The organism is uncultured Alistipes sp. (genome assembly GCF_963931675.1).
Classification (GTDB): Bacteria; Bacteroidota; Bacteroidia; order Bacteroidales; family Rikenellaceae; genus Alistipes.
In genome coordinates this window covers 1340024-1360577 of sequence record NZ_OZ007039.1, presented here as the reverse complement: position 1 = coordinate 1360577, position 20554 = coordinate 1340024, and the positions used below count along the sequence as shown (strand labels likewise).

Below are 20554 nucleotides of genomic sequence, written 5' to 3'. Positions count from 1 at the left end.
GGTTAACGCGGCATGGGTTGCGGTGTCGTACTGGGCTGGCTGATATGCATTCGCCCGGCCTTATCGAAATGTATACGATCGATACATACTATGCGGTCGAAAGCCGGACGCGGTTGCCACGGGTCTGCATGACGGTGGTAGACGATGAATAGTTCGCTTCCATCGGGAGAGGTGATGATCGAATTATGTCCGGGAGAGGAGATTCCCCTGCTGAAATCAGTGATCATCTGCGGATTGTCATCGTATTTGGCCCATGGTCCGAGCGGATGCGGAGCAGTCGCTATGCCTACCCCGTAATGAGACTGTCCCGTATCGTTGCCTGAATAGGTCATGTAATAGGTTCCTTCATATTTGATGACAAAAGGACCTTCATTACAACGATTCTTGTCGCGGCAGACGAGTTCCCACGGCTGATCCGCCTGTCCGATAAGGCGTGGTTCACCGTCGAAGCCGGAAAGATCGTCCTGAAGCCGTACGACCCATATCTCGCCGTAAGCGTATCCGTCGCGGCTGCCATTGCGGCTGTAAAACAGATAGGGAGTCTGTCGGGGATCATCGTCTACGAAAATATGGCTGTCTATGGCCTGACCGTCTATATCGAACCATGGACTGTATAGTGGGGTGAATGGTCCCTCAGGACGATCGCTCACGGCCAGACACGGCATCAGACGGTTGAATTCATCGAACCAGCAACTGTATGTGAGATAAAACCGGCCTTTGTACTCCCGGACTTCCGGAGCCCAGAAGCAACTCGTGCCGGGATAATTGGGCGTCCGGTGAAATAGCGCCCCTCCGAATTTCCACGTCACCAGATCGCGTGAGGTGTAGTAATCGAACCCCACGTTGCTGTCGGCGGTTCCCGTGAGGTAATATGTGCCTTCATGTTCATAGATGAACGGATCGGCGACGTGCAAAGCCTTTCCATCTTCAGCACATATCGGATTGGTATAACTTTTCCCGGAGGATTGACCTTGACTATACTGGATGACTACAAGAAAGAGTGTTAAAAGAGAGTATCGTTTCATCGTATGCACGGAGTGATTTTGAATTCGAAAGTATAATCTTTGTACGGAAGCCGGTGCTCGGGCTGCGTGAGTTGTCCCCAAGAGTCGATGCAGCCCAATCCATACTGTTTTTTGTCTATCGTGAGCCATACCGCACGGTCAGGTTCTATCTCCTGCGAGTGCCCTTGTTTTTTTGTCAGACCTTCGTCCAACGCTTCCCGCGAATAGTTGAGCGCCGAAGCGGAAAACGGCTCCGAAGCGATGATCTCGATACCCCGCCCCGTAATGTCCGACTGCCGCCAGCGGCGCACGTCGCTCTTCGTGCCAGTCTCCTGCGGACGGATGTAGGGATAAAACTGTTCGCCAACGGTCTGGCGGTAACGGCCCAGCAAGGCTGCGTCCTTGCGGTCGGCATAATTCTCCCACGGCCCGCGTCCATAATAGTCGATACGGTCGTATGCGGCAGGCATGCGCATACGCATGCCGAAACGCATCATGTCGGGGACATCCGTTTGCTCACCGGCGGTCAGCCGCTCACGGACGGTAATTTCTCCGGCGTTGTTCAGACGGTATTCGAGTGTCAGTACAGCTCCGGTCTTCTCCATGTCGTATTGCGCCGTGACAATGGCTACGCCTTTTTCGAGTCCGTGTTCCAGCTTCAAGAGTCGCAGTCCCGGATGTTCCCATACGCGGTTCTCCTCATTGAGCTTCGCCCCGAAGTCATTGTCGGTCGGAGCGCGCCAGAAATTGGGTTCCAACACGGCCCCTTTGTCCAGTAAAGCCCGGCCATTGACTTCGTAACGGGACATCAGCCCGTCCGCCTTGCGAAAGTCGACACGCATTACGGGACTCTCGACGATGAGATAGTTGCGGTCATTGTCACGAACCGTAAGCGTGCCGAACGAGTTGCAGCGGTCGACCATGCGTTCCTGCACGGAGAGGTCTGCCGGGGCGCTTTCGCGCAGCACAAATTGTTCGTAGGCGATGCGGTGATCGGGTTCGAGGAGCGGTTCGGAATCCTTAAGGCGATATTCCACATTGAGCAGCAGTTCCCCGTCGGCGGGCAGTGTCGCAATGTCGAACGGCAGTACGACGGTCGTGCTCTGCTGCGGGGCGACGTGCAGGTCTGCGACGATGCCACTGCGCACCGCTTCCCCGTCGCACAACACTGTCCAGCGTAGGTAGCAGTTGTCTGCGGTGCGAAAGAAATTTTCATTGAACACCGAGAGCGTGCGGTTGTCTCCAGCAAGTTCCGTCCACAGCGGCTGCTGCCAGTAGCGCACCTCGTACATATGGGGATTGGGTACGCGGTCGGGGGAGATCAGACCATTGTCGCAGAAATTCAAATCCGAAGCATCGTAGGGATTCCAATCACCGCCGTAGCCGTAGATCATAGCCCCGTTTCTACCCGTTTTACGCAGGGACTGATCCACGAAATCCCAGATGAATCCGCCTTGATAATGAGGGTGTTTACGAATCATCTGCCAATAGACGCCGAAACCGCCCATCGAATTTCCCATTGCATGCGCGTATTCGCATTGTATCAACGGCTTGGTCAGTCGTTCCCCAAACGAGGTATCGCCGGACTTCCAGCCTTTGTAAACATGATCTTCGAGATAAGTGTTACATTGGTCATAAGTCCAGTACATCGGGCAGACTATATCGGTATTGCGGCCGCCCTCTGCACGTTCATACTGTACAGGGCGCGTGGGATCGTAAGCCTTTACCCAATCATAGCATGCGTCGAAATTCGCGCCATCGCCCGCCTCATTGCCCAAAGACCACACGATGACGGAGGGATGATTGATATTGCGTTTGACATTGCGCTCGTTGCGCTCCAGATGTGCCTTGGCGTAAGCCGGATCTTTGGCCAGCGTCTTTTCGTCGAAACCCATGCCGTGCGATTCGATGTTCGCTTCGGCCACGAGGTAAATGCCGTAGCGGTCGCAGAGGTCGTACCAGCGCGGATCGTCCGGGTAATGGCATGTGCGCACGGCGTTGAAATTGTTCTCTTTCAGAATGCGAATGTCCTCGATCATGCGCTCCAACGATACAACATATCCGCCGTCGGGGTCCATTTCGTGACGATTGACTCCTTTGAGCAGGATGGGTTTTCCGTTGACGAGCAACTGCCCCTCCTCAATCTTCACCTCGCGGAAACCCGTATGCAACGGGATGACCTCGATAGTATCTCCGGCAGAATCCTGCAGGGTCACGGTTACAGCATAAAGTTCCGGCGTTTCGGCAGACCAAAGCGCTACTTGCCCGACGTCAAATGACAAGCGTGCCGTCGGGCCCGTGACCTTCGTCCTCTGCACGGCGTTAAGTGCAGGCACTCCGTCCGGAGCCGTCAGCCTTACCTCGGCCGTACACCCCTTGGCGGCCGTAGAAAAAGTCAGATCCACGTCGAGTGTGCCACGGGTGTAGTTTTCCGAAAGGGCGGGGGTTAATCTTATATCCTCGACATGCCGTTTGTCACGTGCGTAAAGATACGATTCGCGGGACAGGCCCGAGAGCCGGAAGAAATCCTGATCTTCAAGGTAGGTGCCGTCCGACCAGCGGAAAACCTGCATGGCAAAGAGGTTTTTCCCGGGCTTCACGAATCTCGTAATATCGAACTCGCACTCCAGTTTCGAATCTTCGCTGTATCCGACGAACCGTCCGTTGACCCACAGGTATAAATTCGACGTGGCCGATCCGAAGTGAGCGACGATTTGCTGTCCCGACCACTCGGCCGGGATGTCGATCCATCGGCGGTAGGAACCCACGTGATTCTCGGCGACAGGCACTTCGGGCGGATTGTTCACGAACTGCTCACGCCACGGGTAGCCGATATTGACATACAGCGGATCGCCGTAGCCGTTCAACTCCCACAGACCCGGTACGGGCATCGTGCTCCAGGGTCCGTCGTCGTAGTCCATACAAAAAAAGTCCGCAGGACGCTGGTCGGCATGACGTGTCCAGCAGAATTTCCATGTGCCGTCGAGCGTGAGGAAGCGCCCGGAAGCGCTTTTATCTCCGGCAGCAGCCGTTGCGGCGGATTCATAGGCGAACTTGGTTGCCCGCATCGGCAGGCGGTTTACGGCATTGATGCCGGCATCCTGCCATTCGGTAAAGGTCTGGGCTGAGGCCATCGACAGGAATCCGATGCCCAGCAAGGAGAAAAGTAGTTTCGGCATTTTGACTGAATTTGAATTTCTGCCCAAAGTTACCCCATTTCACTTTTGCGGACTTCAAGAAATCCTGCAAGAAGCTAAAAAAATCTTGCAAATCGACACTTGCAATGCCGCAAGGATCACCCTTCATCGGATTGTAGCGCCACCCCCTCCCTCAAGAAATTCCGTAGGGGTGATTCCGAATTGTTTCTTGAAGCACGAGGAAAAATAGGTCGGAGAGCGGAAACCCACCAGCAGGCTGATATCCGTAATGCTGTACTTGTCCTGCTGAAGCAGCTCCGCAGCCCTTTTCAGCCGTTTGATACGCAGGTATTCATTGGGATTCTTCCCGATGATGCCCTTGAGTTTCCGAAACAGGTTCGAACTGCTCATGCACATTTCGTCAGCTATGTCATCGACCGACAGATCCGCCTGTTCCATACGGTGCATGATGTATTCATCCAACTTGCGCATGAAATCCTCGTCGGTTTTCGAATAAGTCAACGTTTCGGATTTGACCAGCGGCGATTCGAGGAAGTGGCGGCGTACCAGCTCCCGGTTGGAAAGCAGCGTAGAGATACTGGCTCGCAGATACTCCAGCGAGAAGGGCTTTTCGATGTAGGCGTCCGCTCCGGTACCCAGTCCTTCGACTTTCGACGCCATGTCCGTTTTGGCGGTCAACAGCAGCACGGGAATATGGCTGAACTGCAAGTCGGATTTGATACGGCGGCATAATTCGAATCCGTCCATTTCGGGCATCATCACATCGCTCAGAATCAGGTCGAACGATTTTTTTGCGAGTTTTTCCAATGCCTGACAGCCGTTATCTGCGGCAACAGTCTCGTAAGTGGCGGATAAATGCCGTGCAATGAAAGTCCGCATTTCCGGGTCGTCCTCGACAATCAGGACCGAAGGCTTTGCTGCAGCACCATTCTGCTGCAACTCCCCCTCTTCTGCGCTGTCTGCAGTGGCCGGGGACTCGGGAATCTCGGACTGCATATCGGGCGTGATGTGTTCGATGGGGATCGTAAGGACAAAACGGTTTACGGACAAGTCGTCATCCATACGTAACGTCCCGCCGTGCTGTGTCGCCAGCGTACGTGCGAGTGTCAGGCCGATCCCGGTCCCCGCTATCAGATGCTTGCCGTCCCGGTACTGCATGAACGGCAAAAATATCTGCTCCCGCATCTGCTCCGGCACGACTGTCCCGTCGTTGGTTACCGTGATTCGGAAATTTTCCTGATCCCCGGCTATGACCATCTCCAGCCGTGCATATGTCTGCGCGTATTTCAAGGCATTGGAAAGCAGATTGCTGACGATTTTCGTAAGCGCCTCTCTGTCTACTGCGGCATGCTGCCTTTCTGCCGGGAGGTCGAAAGTCAGGGCGATATGTTTTTGCCGGGCCATGATTACAAACCGTATGCAAATATTCTCGATTACCTCCCGGACGTCGCATTCGACGGGATGAAGCTTGAATCCCTGCCGCTCGGCCTTGCGGAAGTCGAGCAGCTGATTGATGAGTGTCGCCAGGCGGTCGGTATTGCGGACCATCGTGTCTATATCCTCCTTGGCCTCGGGGTCGAGTTTGTCTTTCGTCCGTTCTGCAAGATCTTCCAAAGGACCCCGTATCAATGACAGCGGCGTGCGTATTTCATGGGCCACATTCGTGAAAAAATCGAACTTCGAGACATAAAGTTCATGCTCTTTCTGACGTTCGATTTTTTCGATCGCCCGTTCGCGTTCGCGCAAAGCGCGGCGTGCTGCAATCTTGTACAGGAGCACGATCACGGCGAGTACGAACAGGACATAGCATATTTGTGCAAAGCGCGACAGATAAAACGGCGGCCGTATGCGGATTTCGAGCGTGCGCACCGCACCGTTGGGTTCACCGTTGCCACTAAGCCCTTCAACGACAAGTCGGTAGGTACGATAAGGCAGATTGGAATAGGTGATCGTATTGTTGAGTACCCGATTCCATTCCGTGTCGAATCCTTCGAGCCGATAACGCATGCGTACTTCGTGAGGCGACTGATAATTGATGGCTGTTACGCGCAGCGAAAAAGAGTTCTCATCCGAAGCAAGAAGAAGACGGTCGAGTTGCGTAATACTCCTTTTCAGCGGCGAGGAGTCGCTGTCTACACTGACGCTCTGATTGTAAAGCATAAAGTCCGTCAACACAATGGGAGAAGCCTCGTCGTGAGGTTGCAGTTCCGCAGGAGCGAAAGATATGAATCCGTCGTTGCTGCCGGCATAGATACGGCCCTCTGAGCTCTTACAGAGCGACGAATAATTGAATTGATTGTTTAACAGTCCGTCGTCGGTGGTGAAAACAAAATAACTGCGGTTCGCAGCATCGAAACGTATCAAACCCTTGTTCGATGTGATCCAAAACATTCCCTGCGCATCCTCTTCGATGCGGTAACAGGTATCGAACGGCAGGAACCTTTTGTAACGGACGAATACATTGCGGTCGGGAACATAGCGGCAAAGACCTCCGCCTTCGGTCGTAATCCAAAGTTGCATGCGGCTGTCTTCGAAAACACTTAAGACCTTATTAGCGGCCAAAGAGGTCGTATCCTGTTCATTGTAAACGAAATGTTGCCAACTGTCTTTCAGTGCATCGTATTTGTAGAGCCCGTCGGAATAGGTCGCGGCCCAAAGGTTCCCGGCCGAATCCTCTTTGAGATGATGGATATGACTCCGAACAGCCGTATCGGCAATAAAACGATCCGTTGCAAGGTCATAACGTTTCAGTCCGGAAGTCGTGCCGAGCCACAAATTCCCGTCTGCGGTTTTGCAAATCGTGTAGATCTCTTTGCCGGCGCTGGGATAACTTTTCGAAGCAAGGGTCCCGCGATGGATCCGTACCAGGCTCCGGCTCTGTTCATACGTTCCCGCCCAGATGTACTCTCCGTCGCAACACAGGCCATGCACGTTGCTGTAAAGGCCATGCTCGTAGAGTTCCCTGCCGGGAATCGACTCGATCTCTCCGTTCGATGGATGGAAGCGGAAAAGTCCTCTCGATTCGGTCCCTATCCACAGATCCCCGTCTTCGTCCGCAACGATCTCACGGATGTAACGGCCTAACCCGCGTTCGTCGGAGCTCGCATAATACCGCCGTACGGAGGTGGAATTGCCGGCTCGTGAGTAGGCTACCCCGGTAAAATAGGTCCCAACCCACATACCGCCCTCATTGTCTTTGCACAGGCAGTAGAGCGCATTGCTTTGCAAAGCATAGGGAATGTTATAATCGGCTTGGAATGATGCCGACTCCTGCATGTTCCCATCGAGAATTTCAAGACAGGATTCTGTGGCGACCCAAATTTCGTTTTGCCCTACGACGTGTATATCGCGCACGTAATCGTTGCTATGCGGCAGGGTGATTTTTCTGAATTGTCTTTGTGCCAGATTTACCTCGAACAATCCCCGTGAGGAGCAGACATAAATCCGGTTGAAAGTGCCCGATACGAGCCGGTTGATGAAGATATCGCGAAAGGCTTCCGTTGCATCTCCGGAGAAAAGCGGCGCCACGCTTTCGAGCCCGTCTTCCGAAAGGTAGATGTTTCCGTCGTCGAGGGCAATGCAGGCTATTCCCTGTGGCGTGAAACAGATGTTGCGGGCCGTATAAGTCCGTTTCCCGGTTTTATCCGTTACAATATGTGTCAGTTTCCGTATTGCAGGATCATAGCGAAAGAAACCCTGATTTCCACCGCAGATCCATATCGTGCTGTCGGGAGCCATAACGATGTTCGGAATGCTGCCTGAAATCGTGCTGCCGTCATCACTCCGCTCCAGAAAGCGATGGGCACGTTCCGTACCGGGGTCATAGATACAAACTCCGGCATCGGTTCCCATCCAGATGCGCCCGTCGCCGTCTTCACACAATGTCGTGATGTAATTGTTACCCGGAATGGCATCCTCCACGGCTATGATACGTATTTCGGTGCCGTCGTAACGATTCAGTCCATCCTTCGTTCCGAACCACATGAATCCCGTACGATCCTGCAGAATCGCCAGAACCGCATTGTGCGTCAGTCCGTCATCAGCATTCAGAGACCGGAAAGCAGGCTGTTTCTCTTCGGCTGAGACCAAGAACGGCAACAATACAGACAGCAGGACGAGTATTCGGAATTTCATGTGTATTCTTATTGGAAGATATTGTTTTTTAGTAATTCTGTTTGTCGCTCCTGTATTTATGAACCCCCGATGATACAAAAATAGTTTTTTGTACCGTAGAAGACCTTAAAAAATCTTGCGAAATGGTTAAAAAATCCTGCAAAATCAACATCAAAAACTTCGATGCGGAGCGGTTTATCGAATCGGGCGTCTTCATTTGAATCGCAATGTCGTCTGTTGGAAAGGAAAACCGTCTTCGAGATTTTCTCGAAGACGGTTGGGAACGGAAACCGTAATTTATTGTTCGGCTCTTCTAAAGAAACCGAGCGTTGTGACGACAGCGCGTGTCGAAACCGAAGAGTCTGTTCCATCCGAAAGGCGCATACCGGACGATCCGCCGCCGTCGAGCTTCATGGCATCGACGCAGCCCAGCCCTTTCAGAATCGCAGCGACTTGTTTGAGCGTCGCACCGCCGCTGGCAGGTCCGTAATCGCTGTTCAGTCCGCAGGTGAAGAGTACGATTCGGCCGTCGGTTGTGCAGCCTACAGCGCTCTGCGCACGGCAGTAATCGGCCGATGCGAGCGCCCAGTCCCACATCTCCCAATCCGTGACGGGGTACCGATCCTTGTCCAGATCGGAACCGACCATCAACCGGCCGTCCTTGAGCAGCATCGGGCCGCAGCTCAAGGCATAACGGGGCGTCCATGCCACAGGTGCCGAGGGGCAGTTTTCGTCGGGTGCGGGATATTGCGCCTCGTAGCGGACAGAAGTCATAGGACGGTCATAGAAATGGTTCTGGCCCGTTCCGGCAGTTCCTACCCAGTAGAATGCAGGATGACCGTCGGCATCTACCCCGAAGATGCTGCGCGTTACGTTGTACCAGTAATCTTTGGCAGGACCGCCGCCCCAATCGCCGCATTGCGCGGAGATCGTGCCGACAGAGATTCCGTCGGCAATGAAAATTCCGTCGTGAGCCGACGTGTTGAAATCGAAATACCCGCCGTTGAGCAGGACGTAGCAGTCATCGGTGAATTGATCTGCGAGACGCTGCGCATTGCCGTCAGGTTTCTGCATGCGCAATTCGATGTCGTTCGTACAGTCGGCAATGGCATACCAAGCCTGGAACTCATGCCCGTCGAGCTGTGAGGTTGTTTCGTACACCTCGATACCGGCAGGCAGCGTAGTTTCCGACCGGCGTGTCCATTCCAGTTCGATGGGATCGAGTGCCGGACTGCCGAACTTCGCCGAAACCTCCTGCGAATACTGCGTCACCCCGTTTGCAGTTACATAAGCGCGAAAATAATAGGTTTGACCGTTGTCGAGATCGGCGCCGGAGATATATTGCCGGATGTCACCTCCGTCTTCAGGCATATTGGGCCCGGGCGCGAAATTGTCGTCGAGCGTCGGACTCCCCGAGGTGTTCCAGCATAAACCGTGGGCGCTCATTTTGCTTGCGGCTTCGTTCGTGATCCTGTAAGGCACGGCAACGGCACATTCGAAGATGGCAGGATCGCCGGAAATAATGATCTGGCACGAATTGCTTCGGTCGGGTTCCCAGTCGCGGTTGCCCTGCGAACAGGAGGCCAGAATGGCTGTGCTGATTAGCAATAGATATTTCTTCATGGTCTTGTTTTCTGTGATTTTGTTTATTCAATCGTTGGTACTCCGAACACTTTGGAGGGATGACCGTTATAAACGACCGGCCATCCTTCGTCGTCCCAATACACGCGGTCGAGCATCGTCTGCCGTCCTTTGTCGGGCGCCGTGGAGTCGTAGGCATGGTAGAACATCCAAGTCTGTCCCTTGTCATCCTCGATGATGTTGGAGTTGTGTCCCGTTCCGGCGAAACGGTCGTCGCCCGAGATAAGCACTTCGTGGCAGTTGTCGAGCATCCGTCCGCCCTGCCGGTCGACATAAGGGCCGAAGAGATTCTTCGAGCGTCCCACGACGGTACGGTAGGTGCTCGACATGCCTCCGGTCCAGTCGCCCACCGAGGCGAAGAGGTAGTAATACGCTCCGCGCCTGTAAACGCACGAACCTTCGTAGGCGCTACCTGCTACCTGTACGAGCGTTTCGGGCTTCACGGCGATGTTCAGTTCTTCATCGATGTCGAGTTCCGCTGCATAGATACCGCGGAAACTGCCCCAGAAGAGATAGGGCTTGCCCCCGTCTTCGAGGTAGAACTGGTCGATAGAGTGATACGTACCGTAGAACGGCGGATAGTCCGGATCGCTGTTTATGATCTGCCCGCGGAATGCGAAAGGGCCGCTCGGAGCATCTGCGACAGCGTATGCTACGGAATGTCCGTCGTAGGTTCCCACGTCGCCCCACCACATCGAGAAGAAGAGGACGTATTTGCCCCGGATGATGCGGATTTCGGGGGCCCAGAGGGCAGCCTTGCCGTAACCGTAACGCGATTCCGCAGGACGCGTCTGCTCGGTGAACGCCGAGCCTGCGCGCTGCCACGTCACCAGATCGTCCGAATGCCAGATCGAGAGCAGGTCGGCCGTATTGTAGAGCCAGAACGTGCCATCCGCATCGCGCAATACCGTAGGGTCGGGACCGTCCTGGCCGATCACGGGATTCGTATAGGTCTTTACCGTGCCATTATCCGAAGGCGACCAGCTGCGGTTGCCTTGCGAACAGGCAGGGAAAAGGCCGAAGCCAAGCGCGAGAAGCGTGAAAGTCGCAAGATGCTTTCTATGGGACATGATGATTCGGAAAAAAGGTGCGCCGGACGACCCGTGGCCGTTCCGGCACACCGAATGAGCTATTCGAAGAACTTGCGTTTCCCGTCGTAGATATAGAGTTCGCTCAACTCGCTCCACCATCCGGCATCACCGGGGTAGATCATCTTTTGCTCGTTGTTCGGGTCGGGCTCCCACGTGCGGACAATGCCGAAGCGGATGTAACGGGCGGCCTCGTCCAACTCGTAAACTTTGGAAGTCCAGTCGTCGGGAGCAGTCATGTAATCCGCCACGAGCGTTTTGCCGAGGAATGTCCAGGCGTTGCCGTCGGAACCGACGCCCAGACCGATCTCGTGCGGACGGGCGCGTCCATCCTGTGTCACTGTGTCGTAGAAGCCCTGCGAAAGCGTTTGGAGCGAAGTGCGGGTTTGGTAGCGCAGGCAGAATTGGTTGTAACTCTCACCCAAATCTATGATGAGACTCTGCCCGTAGTCTTTGTCTCCGGTGGACCACCAGTTATTGTTGTTGCCGCCGGTCGTGATCCATGTTTCGCGGTCGCCGTCGATCAGATTGTCGGGGAAAGTGCCTAACGACCAGTCGTTGGCTTTGCCGTCTGCGAACCGAATCATCTCCTTGCTCAACGGAATAGCGTTGCCGAAGACGACGAAAACTTTCCGTTCGATACCCAGGTAGTCGAGTTTCACGAGCAGCGGAACGACCACGTCCTCTTTACGGTCGAAACCGCTGTCGTCGGCCGTGAGTTTCACACCGACCGAGGTCGTGCCGGCCGGGTATTCAAGCTCGGTTCGCTCCATGTTCACGATGGCCTTGGTGTGGGTGCCGTGGGCGGTGTTGAAGGCGTCGAGCAGCGTTTCGTCGATCTCCACCGTGGCTTTCACATCCACAGGAAGTGCCGCCGCAAGAGCCATGTCGACAGTCAATTCCGTTTCACCCCGTTTGAAGAAGAGAATCGTTTCCTCGTCGGTGGCTTTATAGGTATGATCCTCCGAGCCTATGGTGAAATCGGGCGTGTCGTTCACGATAACGGGACGTATGAAATACGCTTTGTCGCTTTTGACCGTCGTGCCGTCTTCAGAGGAGAGTTTAACAGCCAATGCATAAGGCAGCGCATCGGGCTCGCGCTCGTCAAGAGCGCGTTTGAGCGCTGCGATCTGATCGCCTGTCAAGTTCACGTCAACGGCTTTCCGCTCTTCGCCCGGTGCGAAAGTGACCGATTCAGGCAGGGTGAAGTATTCGGCCGGCAGCGCCGTGTAATAGGTGGTGTATTCGGCAATCTCCTCGGCGGTCATGGGTGTCAGCGACACCATGGCCGTCAGCGAAGGATCGCTGCCGCCGCGGCTGATGTGAAACCGTACATTGGCGCCAACGCCGAGGTCGTAGAACGACTGCACGTCATCGGACTGAAAAGCGTTTTCGGCAACGCCGACCACCTTATGGAATTTGGCGTCGAACTGATCCTGCAAGTCGAAATCCGAGCAGGCGGCCGCCAGCACCGCGAGCACCGGCAGCCAGAACTGTTTGATATGTCGTTTCATGCTATAATTCACTGTTTATCGGTTAATATCCCGGAGCCTGTACCATTTGTGGATTGGAATAGACCTCGTCTGCCGCGAGTGGAAGCAGGTACATACGGTCGAACCATTGGTAATTGCCATCAACGGTCACCCGGGTATTGAACTCCTCGATCGTGGGATTCACACGCTTCGATACGAAACAGTCGAGCCCTGTACGGCAGCCGGCTGAGAGATGTTCCGCTGCGATACACCAGCGGCGCAGGTCATAATAGCGATATCCTTCGGCATAGAGTTCGATACGGCGTTCATTGCGGACCCAGTCGCGGATCGACATCTGGCCCTCTCCGTCGCCGCAGTCGGCAGGCGTCAGCAGGGGAATGCCGGCACGCTCGCGAATAACGTTCACGGCATCGAGAGCGTTCTGAAGTTCACTGCCATCCCCGTTCATATAGAGCTCGGCACACGCCTCGGCCAGGTTGAGATACATCTCGTTGAGACGAATGAGCGGCGTAGGATAGTCGAAGTCGGTATAGGAGCCATCGTAATCGTAACGCTCGGCCGGGGCAATGAACTTGTTGTTCAGGTAGCCCGTCTGCGGAAGGTCGCCCTGAGCATAGTCGGGCGAATATCCGCAGGCCTCGTAGCTGCGCAGGTCGAGCCGCAGAGGCTTCCCGGCTACCAGATAAGGGCCGATGTCGCAGCCGTCGAAATTGATCCATGCATAGAAGCGCGGTTCACGATTCACATTGAGGTTGATAACCTCGGGACGCTCCAGATTGGCGGATTTCAGCCAGTCGGACTGGGGTGTAAAATCAGGGTCGTTTTTGGGCAGTTTGCCGTTTTTAGTATAGAAGGCCTCGACGGTTTCCAAAGTCGGGTTGATATGCGAATAGCAATACTGCCAGTTCCCGTCGTTTTTCTTGATGATGCGGCGCGGCAGCGAGCCCCAAACATGAGACTTGGTCGTCAGATACCATTGGCCTCTGCCTAAAACGGTCCAAATCAGTTCATGGTTGCCCATTGTTTCGTCCGAAGCCATGGCGTAACGCATCAGCAGCACACGCTTATAAAACTCCAAGCCTTCGGGAGTCGAAGTGTCGAGGCCCGGAATCCAATAGGCGGCCTCGGTCGTCGAGATCTTATCGGCTGCGGCCATCGTTTCCATTTCGCTCATGGTTACCAAGTGGCGTCCGTTGGCTTCGGCAATATCGATAGCCTCTTGCGCCGCCATCTTGGCCTTACGCCATTTCTCGATGTCGAATGTGTAACTTACCAGTTCCTTGCCATAACCCGGTGTCTCGAAATTCGTGTTCTGCCACTGTGGAAAAGGGAACGATCCGTTCCACAAGGGTGAAGCAGCCAGCAGCCGCAGACGCGATTTCAACGCAGCGCAAATCACCTGATTGCCCTTTCCGTAGCCCGACTGTTCATTGTAATTCGCAACGGGCAGACCGCCGTCCGCGCATGCGTCGTCGAGCAACTTGCAGATATATTCCACGCAGTAGTCGAAATGCGAACGCCCGGGAAAAGAGCTCTTATCGGTCGATGGATCGGCATAACGCTCGACAATGGCCATCGGACCGAACTTTTGCAGAATACGGAGATAATAGTAGGCTTTCAGAAATTTGGCGTGCGCCCGGTAGAGCGATTTGTCCGCCTCGGTGAGGAAGGAGGGATTCTGCTCCTCAAGCTGCTGCTCAAAGAGGTTGATATAACCGATTGCTCCGTACAAAGCCCACCATGTATCGGGAACATTGCCGCTCGTTATCATACCGTGCGACATAAGGTAATTATTTACACGGGCTTCATCCTGAGCCTGTCCTTCCGGCAAAACGAAGTCGTCGGTGGTTTGTTCAATCGTCCAGTAGTAAAAGGGATTCTGCCACTGGATCTCATGATAGCCGCGGCCGTAGATCCAGTTTTCCACTGCATCCTTGTTTTTCATCGCGTCTTCGAAGTCGGCACGCTTGGCCGGCACGACATCGAGGAACTCGCAGCCCGCCAGAAACAGAGCCGATGCCGCAATACCGATTATATTCGAGGTTCTCATGTTGTTATCTCAATTTAAGTTAAAATTTAAGTTGCAATCCGAGCGTGAAAGTTCGCTGGAAAGGATATTTCACCCACTCTGCCAACTCCGGGTCGCAGAAGTCCCAAGGACTCCAGACGGCGAGGTTGTCGCCGTTGACATAGACGCGGCCGTATTTGAACGAATAGCCCACCTCCAGGGTTTTGAAGCGTAAGAATCGAGCATTGCGCATCCAATAAGTGCTCCAGACTCCCGTATTATTCGAGATGTCGTTCTCGTTGGTGCCCAAACGCGGATATTTCGCATGGGGATTCGGATTTTCCTCCGACCAGTAGTTGTCGGCCACGAACTGCGTGAGGTTGTGCAGATCGGCGCCGAAGGGATCCATTGCAGAGTAACGATTGAGCATCTGCGTGCGCATGCCCGAACCATTAAAGAAGAGACCAAGATCCCATTTGCGCCAGCGCAGGTTCAGTCCGATACCGTATTGAATACGGGGTGTCGTACCATAGTCCGAGATAACGCACTGGTCATCGCTGTTGATGACCCCATCGCCGTTAAGATCCCGATATTTGATATCGCCGACCATAGGGGTTCCGCCCACGAGCTGCGTGGCATGGTTGTCGATCTCCTCCTGCGACGAGAAGAGTCCATCGGCGACGTAGCCATACCAGCAGTAGCCGTCCAGCGGACGACCGACATGGCTCTGCCACGTATAGGCATAGTCGGGGTCGTCGTAGTTGGTGTATTTGTTCCGGTTGTAGGAGAAATTGAAACGCAAGTCTACGGCCCAATCCTTTCCTATCTGTTTGTTCCAGTTGACACTCAACTCGTAACCTTCATTCTCGGCACGTCCGACCTGCCCCCACGGCGCTACGTTTTGGTAACCCATAATATCGGGCCATGAACCCCGGGCCATGAAGATTCTGTCGCGCTTGTCACAGAAATAGTCGAAGGTAATATTCAGCTGGCGGAAAAGTGAAATGTCGACACCGATATCGAGCTTTTTCACTCGTTCCCATGATGCGTCGGGTGTCGCATAAACAGTGATGGTAGGTCCGTAATAATCATAGCCTTGCTTGGTAGATTGCCCGAATGAAGATTGGGCATCACCGTCATACAGGTTGATGGAATTCAGATAGAGGAAGTGCCGGCGTCCTTCATCGTCGTTGAATCCATCGCTGCCGACAAGACCGTAGGAACCGCGGATTTTGAAGAAGTCGACATATTTGCGGACCGGCTCCCAGAATTTTTCGCTGCTGACTGCCCAGCCCAGCGACATGGCGGGGAAGAACTCGAAACGGTCTTTGGCGGCCAGACGCTCCGTTCCGTTGTAGCCGAAGTTGAATTCAGCGAAATAACGCTGGTCGAAGTCGTAGGTCACACGGCCCGAAAGTCCCTGATTACGCTGCGAAAGCGACTTTTGAGGGCGATAGTCGCGCATCATGTACATCAAGAGACCGCTTACGGTATGACGTCCGAAACGGCGATTGTACATAAGGCGTGCATCGAAATAGAAAGTCTGTTCGGTCCATGGCTCTGAGTAGCTTTCCTGAATGTATTCATCCCCGGTCTGCAATTGCTGCAGATTGTAGAAATCCGGATAGGCCGTGTCGTACGACTGTTTGTCCAGCGTATAATAATAGGGAGTCATGGACTGGGAGAATTTCGTCCATGAGTAGGTGCTCCAGTTTACAAGTCCCTTGACCGACAGGCCTTTGGTGATGAAGTCGAGTTGCTGGTCCAGATTCAGCGAAACGTTGAGCTTGTTCTCCTTGACGATGCTGTGGTCGTCAAGCATTGCGGCATAGGGATTCACATACATGGTCTTTCCCGTTTTGATCGCGTTACCGAAACGGATATGGTCATCTCCCTCCTGCGAAGGGTAAAATGCCGGGTAAGTAACGGGATTGGCCTGAATTGCATACGAGAAAAGGTCGTTGACATTTTCACCTACACCCGAGATTTCGTTAATCTGGGCGTTCAGACGCAGATCGAGCGTTGTCGACTTTGAAAGTTTGTAGGAGATGTTGTTCTGGAAATTGTAGTCGAAGCGATTCAGGTTGTTGTTGAAGATGTAGTCTTTCGGCGCATCGATAATTCCTGAATCGTGGCTGACGTTCAGGCTCATGTAATACGTCGCCCGGTTGCCGCCGCCCTGGATGTTGACGTTGGCGCGCTGGTTCATGTTGAAATTCTTGAACAGCAGGTCCTGCCAGTCGACGTCGGGATAGGCGTAGGGATATTTGCCGCTGCGCGTATATTCGATAACCTCCGCAGAATAGATCGGCGTTGTGCCGCCGCGGGCCATATAGGCTTTGTTATAGACATCCATCCAGGTAGCTCCGTCGGCATATTCGATCATGTGGGTGGGCTGGACGAATGAGTTCTCGATGGTCACACCGATCTTGGCCCGGGTGTTCTCCTGGCCTTTCTTCGTCGTGACGATCATCACGCCGTTGGCACCGCGTACGCCGTAAATGGCCGTTGCGGATGCATCCTTGAGAATCGTGAAGTTTTCGATCGTTTCAGCAGGAATCTTGTTCAGATCGGAAGCCGATATTTCGATGTCGTCCAAAAGGATAAGCGGCGTGGCGCGGCCTCCGAAAGTCCCGACGCCGCGGATGTAGAAATCCGTGGTTTCGCCCGGAGCACCTGACTTGGCCATCGAAATCACGCCGGCCAGTTTGCCCGCCAGTCCCGACGTGAGCGATGAGGACGGAAAGCGCAGATCATCTCCGGCGATCGCAGCCACGGAACCTGTCACGGAGATTTTTTTCTGGGTGCCGGCACCGACTACGACAACGGCTTCGAGCGCATCGTCGGGATCGAGTTCCACATCGACGACACCCAGGGCCCCTACATCGACCGTGCGGGTTTTATAACCTACATAGGAAACGTCGAGTTGCGCACCCCGGGGCAGTTTTATGCTGAATGCACCCGTATAATCCGATGTCGTACCATTGGTTGTCGAGCCTTTTTCAATGATCGTGGCTCCGATGATCGGTTCGCCGGTGGTCGCATCGACGACGGTTCCCGTTACAGTGCGTTTCTCCGACTGCTGGGCGTCATTTTGTACCCCCCCCCTCACAGAATTGGCAGATGCGGTCGTGAGCATGCCGCTCAAAGCGCATATCAGACCGGCAAATAGTAGATGTTTAAGATTCATAGAAAAAAGTTTGAGTTGATTGTCGATAAAGAATTTTCCGGTGATTCATTTTCTTGGGTTCATCATAGGCATAAAATCGTTTTTGGGTCTTTACAATTTTGATGATACAAAATTAGGATTTTGTGCTGTAGCCTACTTAAAGAAATCTTGCAAGATGATAAAGAAATCTTGCAAAATTACGGATGGATTGCGGGCTGTAAAGGAATAGCCAATCCCGCCTTTGGACTTTTTTTTGAATGGCCTGCCCGCCTGTTTCATCTCCGCGGCCATCCATTTTTCGACCATGCGGCAAGCGATTTTTGCAAGATTTCTTAATGGTTTTGCATTATTTCTTAAAGTGAGGAGCGAATATTACCTGTATTTTTGTTTCCAGTAAAATAATTGTCCGCATGAAATATCTTTGTTTGCTCTCAATCTTTATTTTCGGGATCTCTTCCGCTCTTTTCGGACAGGCAATCACTCCGGAAGCCAAGGCACGAGCCGCGGAGTTGGTTTCCCGCATGACTTTGGAGGAAAAACTCGCCTATATCGGGGGTTGCGACGGCTTCTATATTCGTCCGGTCCCGCGTCTGGGCATTCCCGCGATCCGGATGGCCGACGGCCCGCAGTGCGTGCGCAACGATACGCGCAGCACGCTCTATCCGTGCGGTGTCGCCCTGGCTTCTACGTGGGACCGGGACCTTGCGCGTGCCTACGGCCGCTCGTTGGGGCGTGACTGCCGGGCCCGCGGTGTCCATATCCTATTGGGGCCGGGCGTAAACATCTACCGCTCGCCGCTGTGCGGCCGCAATTTCGAGTATTACGGCGAAGATCCGTATCTGGCATCGGAAACGGCTGCCGAATATATAAAAGGAGTGCAGGGCGAGGGCGTTATGGCTACGGTCAAGCATTTTTGCGGCAACAACCAGGAATACGACCGCCACCACGTATCGTCGGACATCGACGAGCGGACGCTGCATGAAATCTATCTTCCGACGTTCCGCAAGGCGGTCGAAGAGGCCGGGGTCGGCGCCGTGATGTCGAGTTACAACCTCGTGAACGGACAGCACATGACCGAGAACCGCGACCTTGTCGTCGGCGTTCTGCGCGAACGGTGGGGCTTCGAAGGCATCTTCATGTCGGACTGGGATGCGACCTATTCGGTCGCCGGTCCGGCGAACAACGGGCTGGACCTCGAAATGCCGGGCGCACGGTATATGAATCCGGAGAATCTGGAAAAACTCCTTGCAACGGGTGTCGTCACCGAGGAGACGATCGACGGGAAATGCCGGCATATTTTGCAGACGCTCATAGCTTTCGGCTTTCTGGACCGGGAGCAGAAGGACCCGTCGATTCCGGAGCGTGATCCGGAGTCGGATGCTACGGCGTTGGAGGTGGCCCGCAATTCGATGGTATTGCTGAAAAACGACGGATTGCTCCCGTTCGGGCGCAGGATACGCAAAGTGATCGTCCTGGGGCCGAACGCCGCAAAACTCCCGATGGGCGGCGGTTCGGGTGAGGGTTCTCCCTTCGAGTTTGTTACGATTGCGCAGGGGCTGCAGGCAGAGAAGGGTTTCAGGACAACCTGCCTTATCCCTGCGGCGACATCCGAACTGGCATCATCGGGCCTGTTCTTCACACCGGACGGGAAGCCGGGGCTGCGCGGCGAGTTTTACGCCAACAGGGATTTGCAGGGGCCTGCCGTTGTTACGACGGCCGATTCGGGCGTGGATTTCTTTTGGGCGGGGGCTCCTGCCGAGGGGCTTCCCGAAGACCATTTTTCGGCCCGCTGGACGGGCGTGTTCCGTCCTTCGAAGTCGGAACGTGCTGTCTTTACGGTCAGCGGCGACGACGGCTACCGTCTCTTTGTCGACGATGAGGAGGTGTTGGGGCACTGGTCCGACCACGGGGTTTCGACCCTGTCGGCGGAAATGGATGTCGAGGCAGGCCGCACCTATAACCTCCGGCTCGAATTCTATGACAATGTGCGCACGGCGGAAATAAAGTTGCAATATGCGGGCTACTCGCCCACGGAACAAAAGCGGATGCTTGCGGCAGCGGATGCCGTAGTCTATTGTGCAGGGTTCGACAAAACGACCGAAAGTGAAAATTTCGACCGTCCGTTCTCGCTGCCCGAAAGTCAACTGAACGAGATTGCTGCGGCTGCGGCTCTGAATCCCAATCTCGTCGTGGTCGTCAACGCCGGCGGAGGCATAGACTATGCGCCCGTTGCCGACAAGGCGCGTGCCGTACTGTTGGCATGGTATCCGGGGCAGGAGGGAGGTACGGCTGTCGCCGACATCCTCACGGGCCGCACGAACCCGAGCGGTCGTCTGCCCATCAGTATAGAGCGGCGTGCGGAGGAGAACCCGACTTTCGGAAGCTACTATCCGAATGTTTTCCTGTTTCAGAACAGTCCGCTTCGGCGTATCAGCTACGACGAGGGCGTTTTCACAGGCTACCGCGGCCATGACCGCAACGGTACTGAACCGATGTACCCTTTCGGTTACGGACTGAGCTATACGACGTTCGAATACGGCAATCTCGAATTGACGCCTGCGGGCGACGGCTGGAAAGTCTCTTTTACCGTAAAGAATACGGGAAAACGTGCCGGTACGGAAACGCCGCAGGTTTATGTCGGCGACTGCACGGCGAGCGTGCCGCGTCCTGAGAAGGAGTTGAAAGGCTATGAGCGCATTGCTTTGGCTCCGGGAGAATGCAAACGTGTGGAGATTGCGCTTGACGGCAATGCCTTCGCCTATTACGATATAAACCGTCACGAGTTTCGCATCGAACCGGGTGAATTTACGATTTCGGTGGGCGCGTCGTCGCGTGATATCCGATTGAAAGATACGATATACATCAAACACTGAATAGGAA

The 20554-nt window shown here is 54.3% G+C and carries 10 protein-coding genes; 1 reads left to right on the top strand and 9 read right to left on the bottom strand.

What is annotated here, in order from left to right; genetic code table 11:
• Window positions 1-2: 2 nt before the first annotated feature.
• The 9 genes from ABGT65_RS05825 to ABGT65_RS05785 all read right to left on the bottom strand — a co-directional run bounded on the left by ABGT65_RS05825 (window position 3) and on the right by ABGT65_RS05785 (window position 17980).
• On the bottom strand, window positions 3-1025 hold the full coding sequence (locus ABGT65_RS05825) for a glycoside hydrolase family 43 protein (RefSeq protein ID WP_346700494.1): 1023 nt from the start codon (window positions 1023-1025) through the stop codon (window positions 3-5).
• Window positions 1022-4183: a glycoside hydrolase family 2 TIM barrel-domain containing protein gene (locus ABGT65_RS05820; protein WP_346700492.1), complete on the bottom strand. Its 3162-nt coding sequence runs from the start codon at window positions 4181-4183 to the stop codon at window positions 1022-1024. Before ABGT65_RS05820 ends, ABGT65_RS05825 begins: the two co-directional genes overlap by 4 nt.
• Before the next feature lie 123 nt (window positions 4184-4306).
• Window positions 4307-8296 carry a two-component regulator propeller domain-containing protein gene (locus ABGT65_RS05815; protein WP_346700490.1) on the bottom strand — a complete coding sequence of 1330 codons (3990 nt, stop codon included), beginning with the start codon at window positions 8294-8296 and terminating at the stop codon, window positions 4307-4309.
• Between the two features lie 276 nt (window positions 8297-8572).
• Window positions 8573-9898, bottom strand: coding sequence for a phosphodiester glycosidase family protein (locus ABGT65_RS05810; protein WP_346700489.1), 1326 nt, complete (start codon window positions 9896-9898; stop codon window positions 8573-8575).
• 23 nt (window positions 9899-9921) lie between these two features.
• Window positions 9922-10986, bottom strand: a complete 1065-nt coding sequence (locus ABGT65_RS05805) for a family 43 glycosylhydrolase (protein WP_346700487.1) — start codon at window positions 10984-10986, stop codon at window positions 9922-9924.
• A 59-nt stretch (window positions 10987-11045) separates the two neighbouring features.
• Window positions 11046-12518: a BT_3987 domain-containing protein gene (locus ABGT65_RS05800; RefSeq protein WP_346700485.1), complete on the bottom strand. Its 1473-nt coding sequence runs from the start codon at window positions 12516-12518 to the stop codon at window positions 11046-11048.
• Window positions 12519-12540: 22 nt separating this feature from the next.
• On the bottom strand, window positions 12541-14547 hold the full coding sequence (locus ABGT65_RS05795; protein ID WP_346700484.1) for a RagB/SusD family nutrient uptake outer membrane protein: 2007 nt from the start codon (window positions 14545-14547) through the stop codon (window positions 12541-12543).
• Between the two features lie 19 nt (window positions 14548-14566).
• Window positions 14567-17695 (bottom strand): TonB-dependent receptor, encoded by a 3129-nt coding sequence (locus ABGT65_RS05790; RefSeq protein WP_346700482.1) that lies wholly within the window; start codon window positions 17693-17695, stop codon window positions 14567-14569.
• Between the two features lie 132 nt (window positions 17696-17827).
• On the bottom strand, window positions 17828-17980 hold the full coding sequence (locus ABGT65_RS05785) for a hypothetical protein (protein WP_346700480.1): 153 nt from the start codon (window positions 17978-17980) through the stop codon (window positions 17828-17830).
• Window positions 17981-18084: 104 nt separating this feature from the next.
• Here ABGT65_RS05785 and ABGT65_RS05780 point away from each other — a divergent pair, with 104 nt between their 5' ends.
• Complete coding sequence (locus ABGT65_RS05780) at window positions 18085-20547, top strand: glycoside hydrolase family 3 C-terminal domain-containing protein (RefSeq protein WP_346700478.1); 2463 nt, start codon at window positions 18085-18087, stop codon at window positions 20545-20547.
• The last annotated feature ends 7 nt before the right edge of the window (window positions 20548-20554 follow it).

Coding starts and splice junctions, on each gene's coding strand:
- ABGT65_RS05825 (WP_346700494.1), bottom strand. CDS start 1,025: ATGAAACGATACTCTCTTTTAACACTCTTTCTTGTAGTCATCCAGTAT.
- ABGT65_RS05820 (WP_346700492.1), bottom strand. CDS start 4,183: ATGCCGAAACTACTTTTCTCCTTGCTGGGCATCGGATTCCTGTCGATG.
- ABGT65_RS05815 (WP_346700490.1), bottom strand. CDS start 8,296: ATGAAATTCCGAATACTCGTCCTGCTGTCTGTATTGTTGCCGTTCTTG.
- ABGT65_RS05810 (WP_346700489.1), bottom strand. CDS start 9,898: ATGAAGAAATATCTATTGCTAATCAGCACAGCCATTCTGGCCTCCTGT.
- ABGT65_RS05805 (WP_346700487.1), bottom strand. CDS start 10,986: ATGTCCCATAGAAAGCATCTTGCGACTTTCACGCTTCTCGCGCTTGGC.
- ABGT65_RS05800 (WP_346700485.1), bottom strand. CDS start 12,518: ATGAAACGACATATCAAACAGTTCTGGCTGCCGGTGCTCGCGGTGCTG.
- ABGT65_RS05795 (WP_346700484.1), bottom strand. CDS start 14,547: ATGAGAACCTCGAATATAATCGGTATTGCGGCATCGGCTCTGTTTCTG.
- ABGT65_RS05790 (WP_346700482.1), bottom strand. CDS start 17,695: ATGAATCTTAAACATCTACTATTTGCCGGTCTGATATGCGCTTTGAGC.
- ABGT65_RS05785 (WP_346700480.1), bottom strand. CDS start 17,980: ATGGTCGAAAAATGGATGGCCGCGGAGATGAAACAGGCGGGCAGGCCA.
- ABGT65_RS05780 (WP_346700478.1), top strand. CDS start 18,085: ATGAAATATCTTTGTTTGCTCTCAATCTTTATTTTCGGGATCTCTTCC.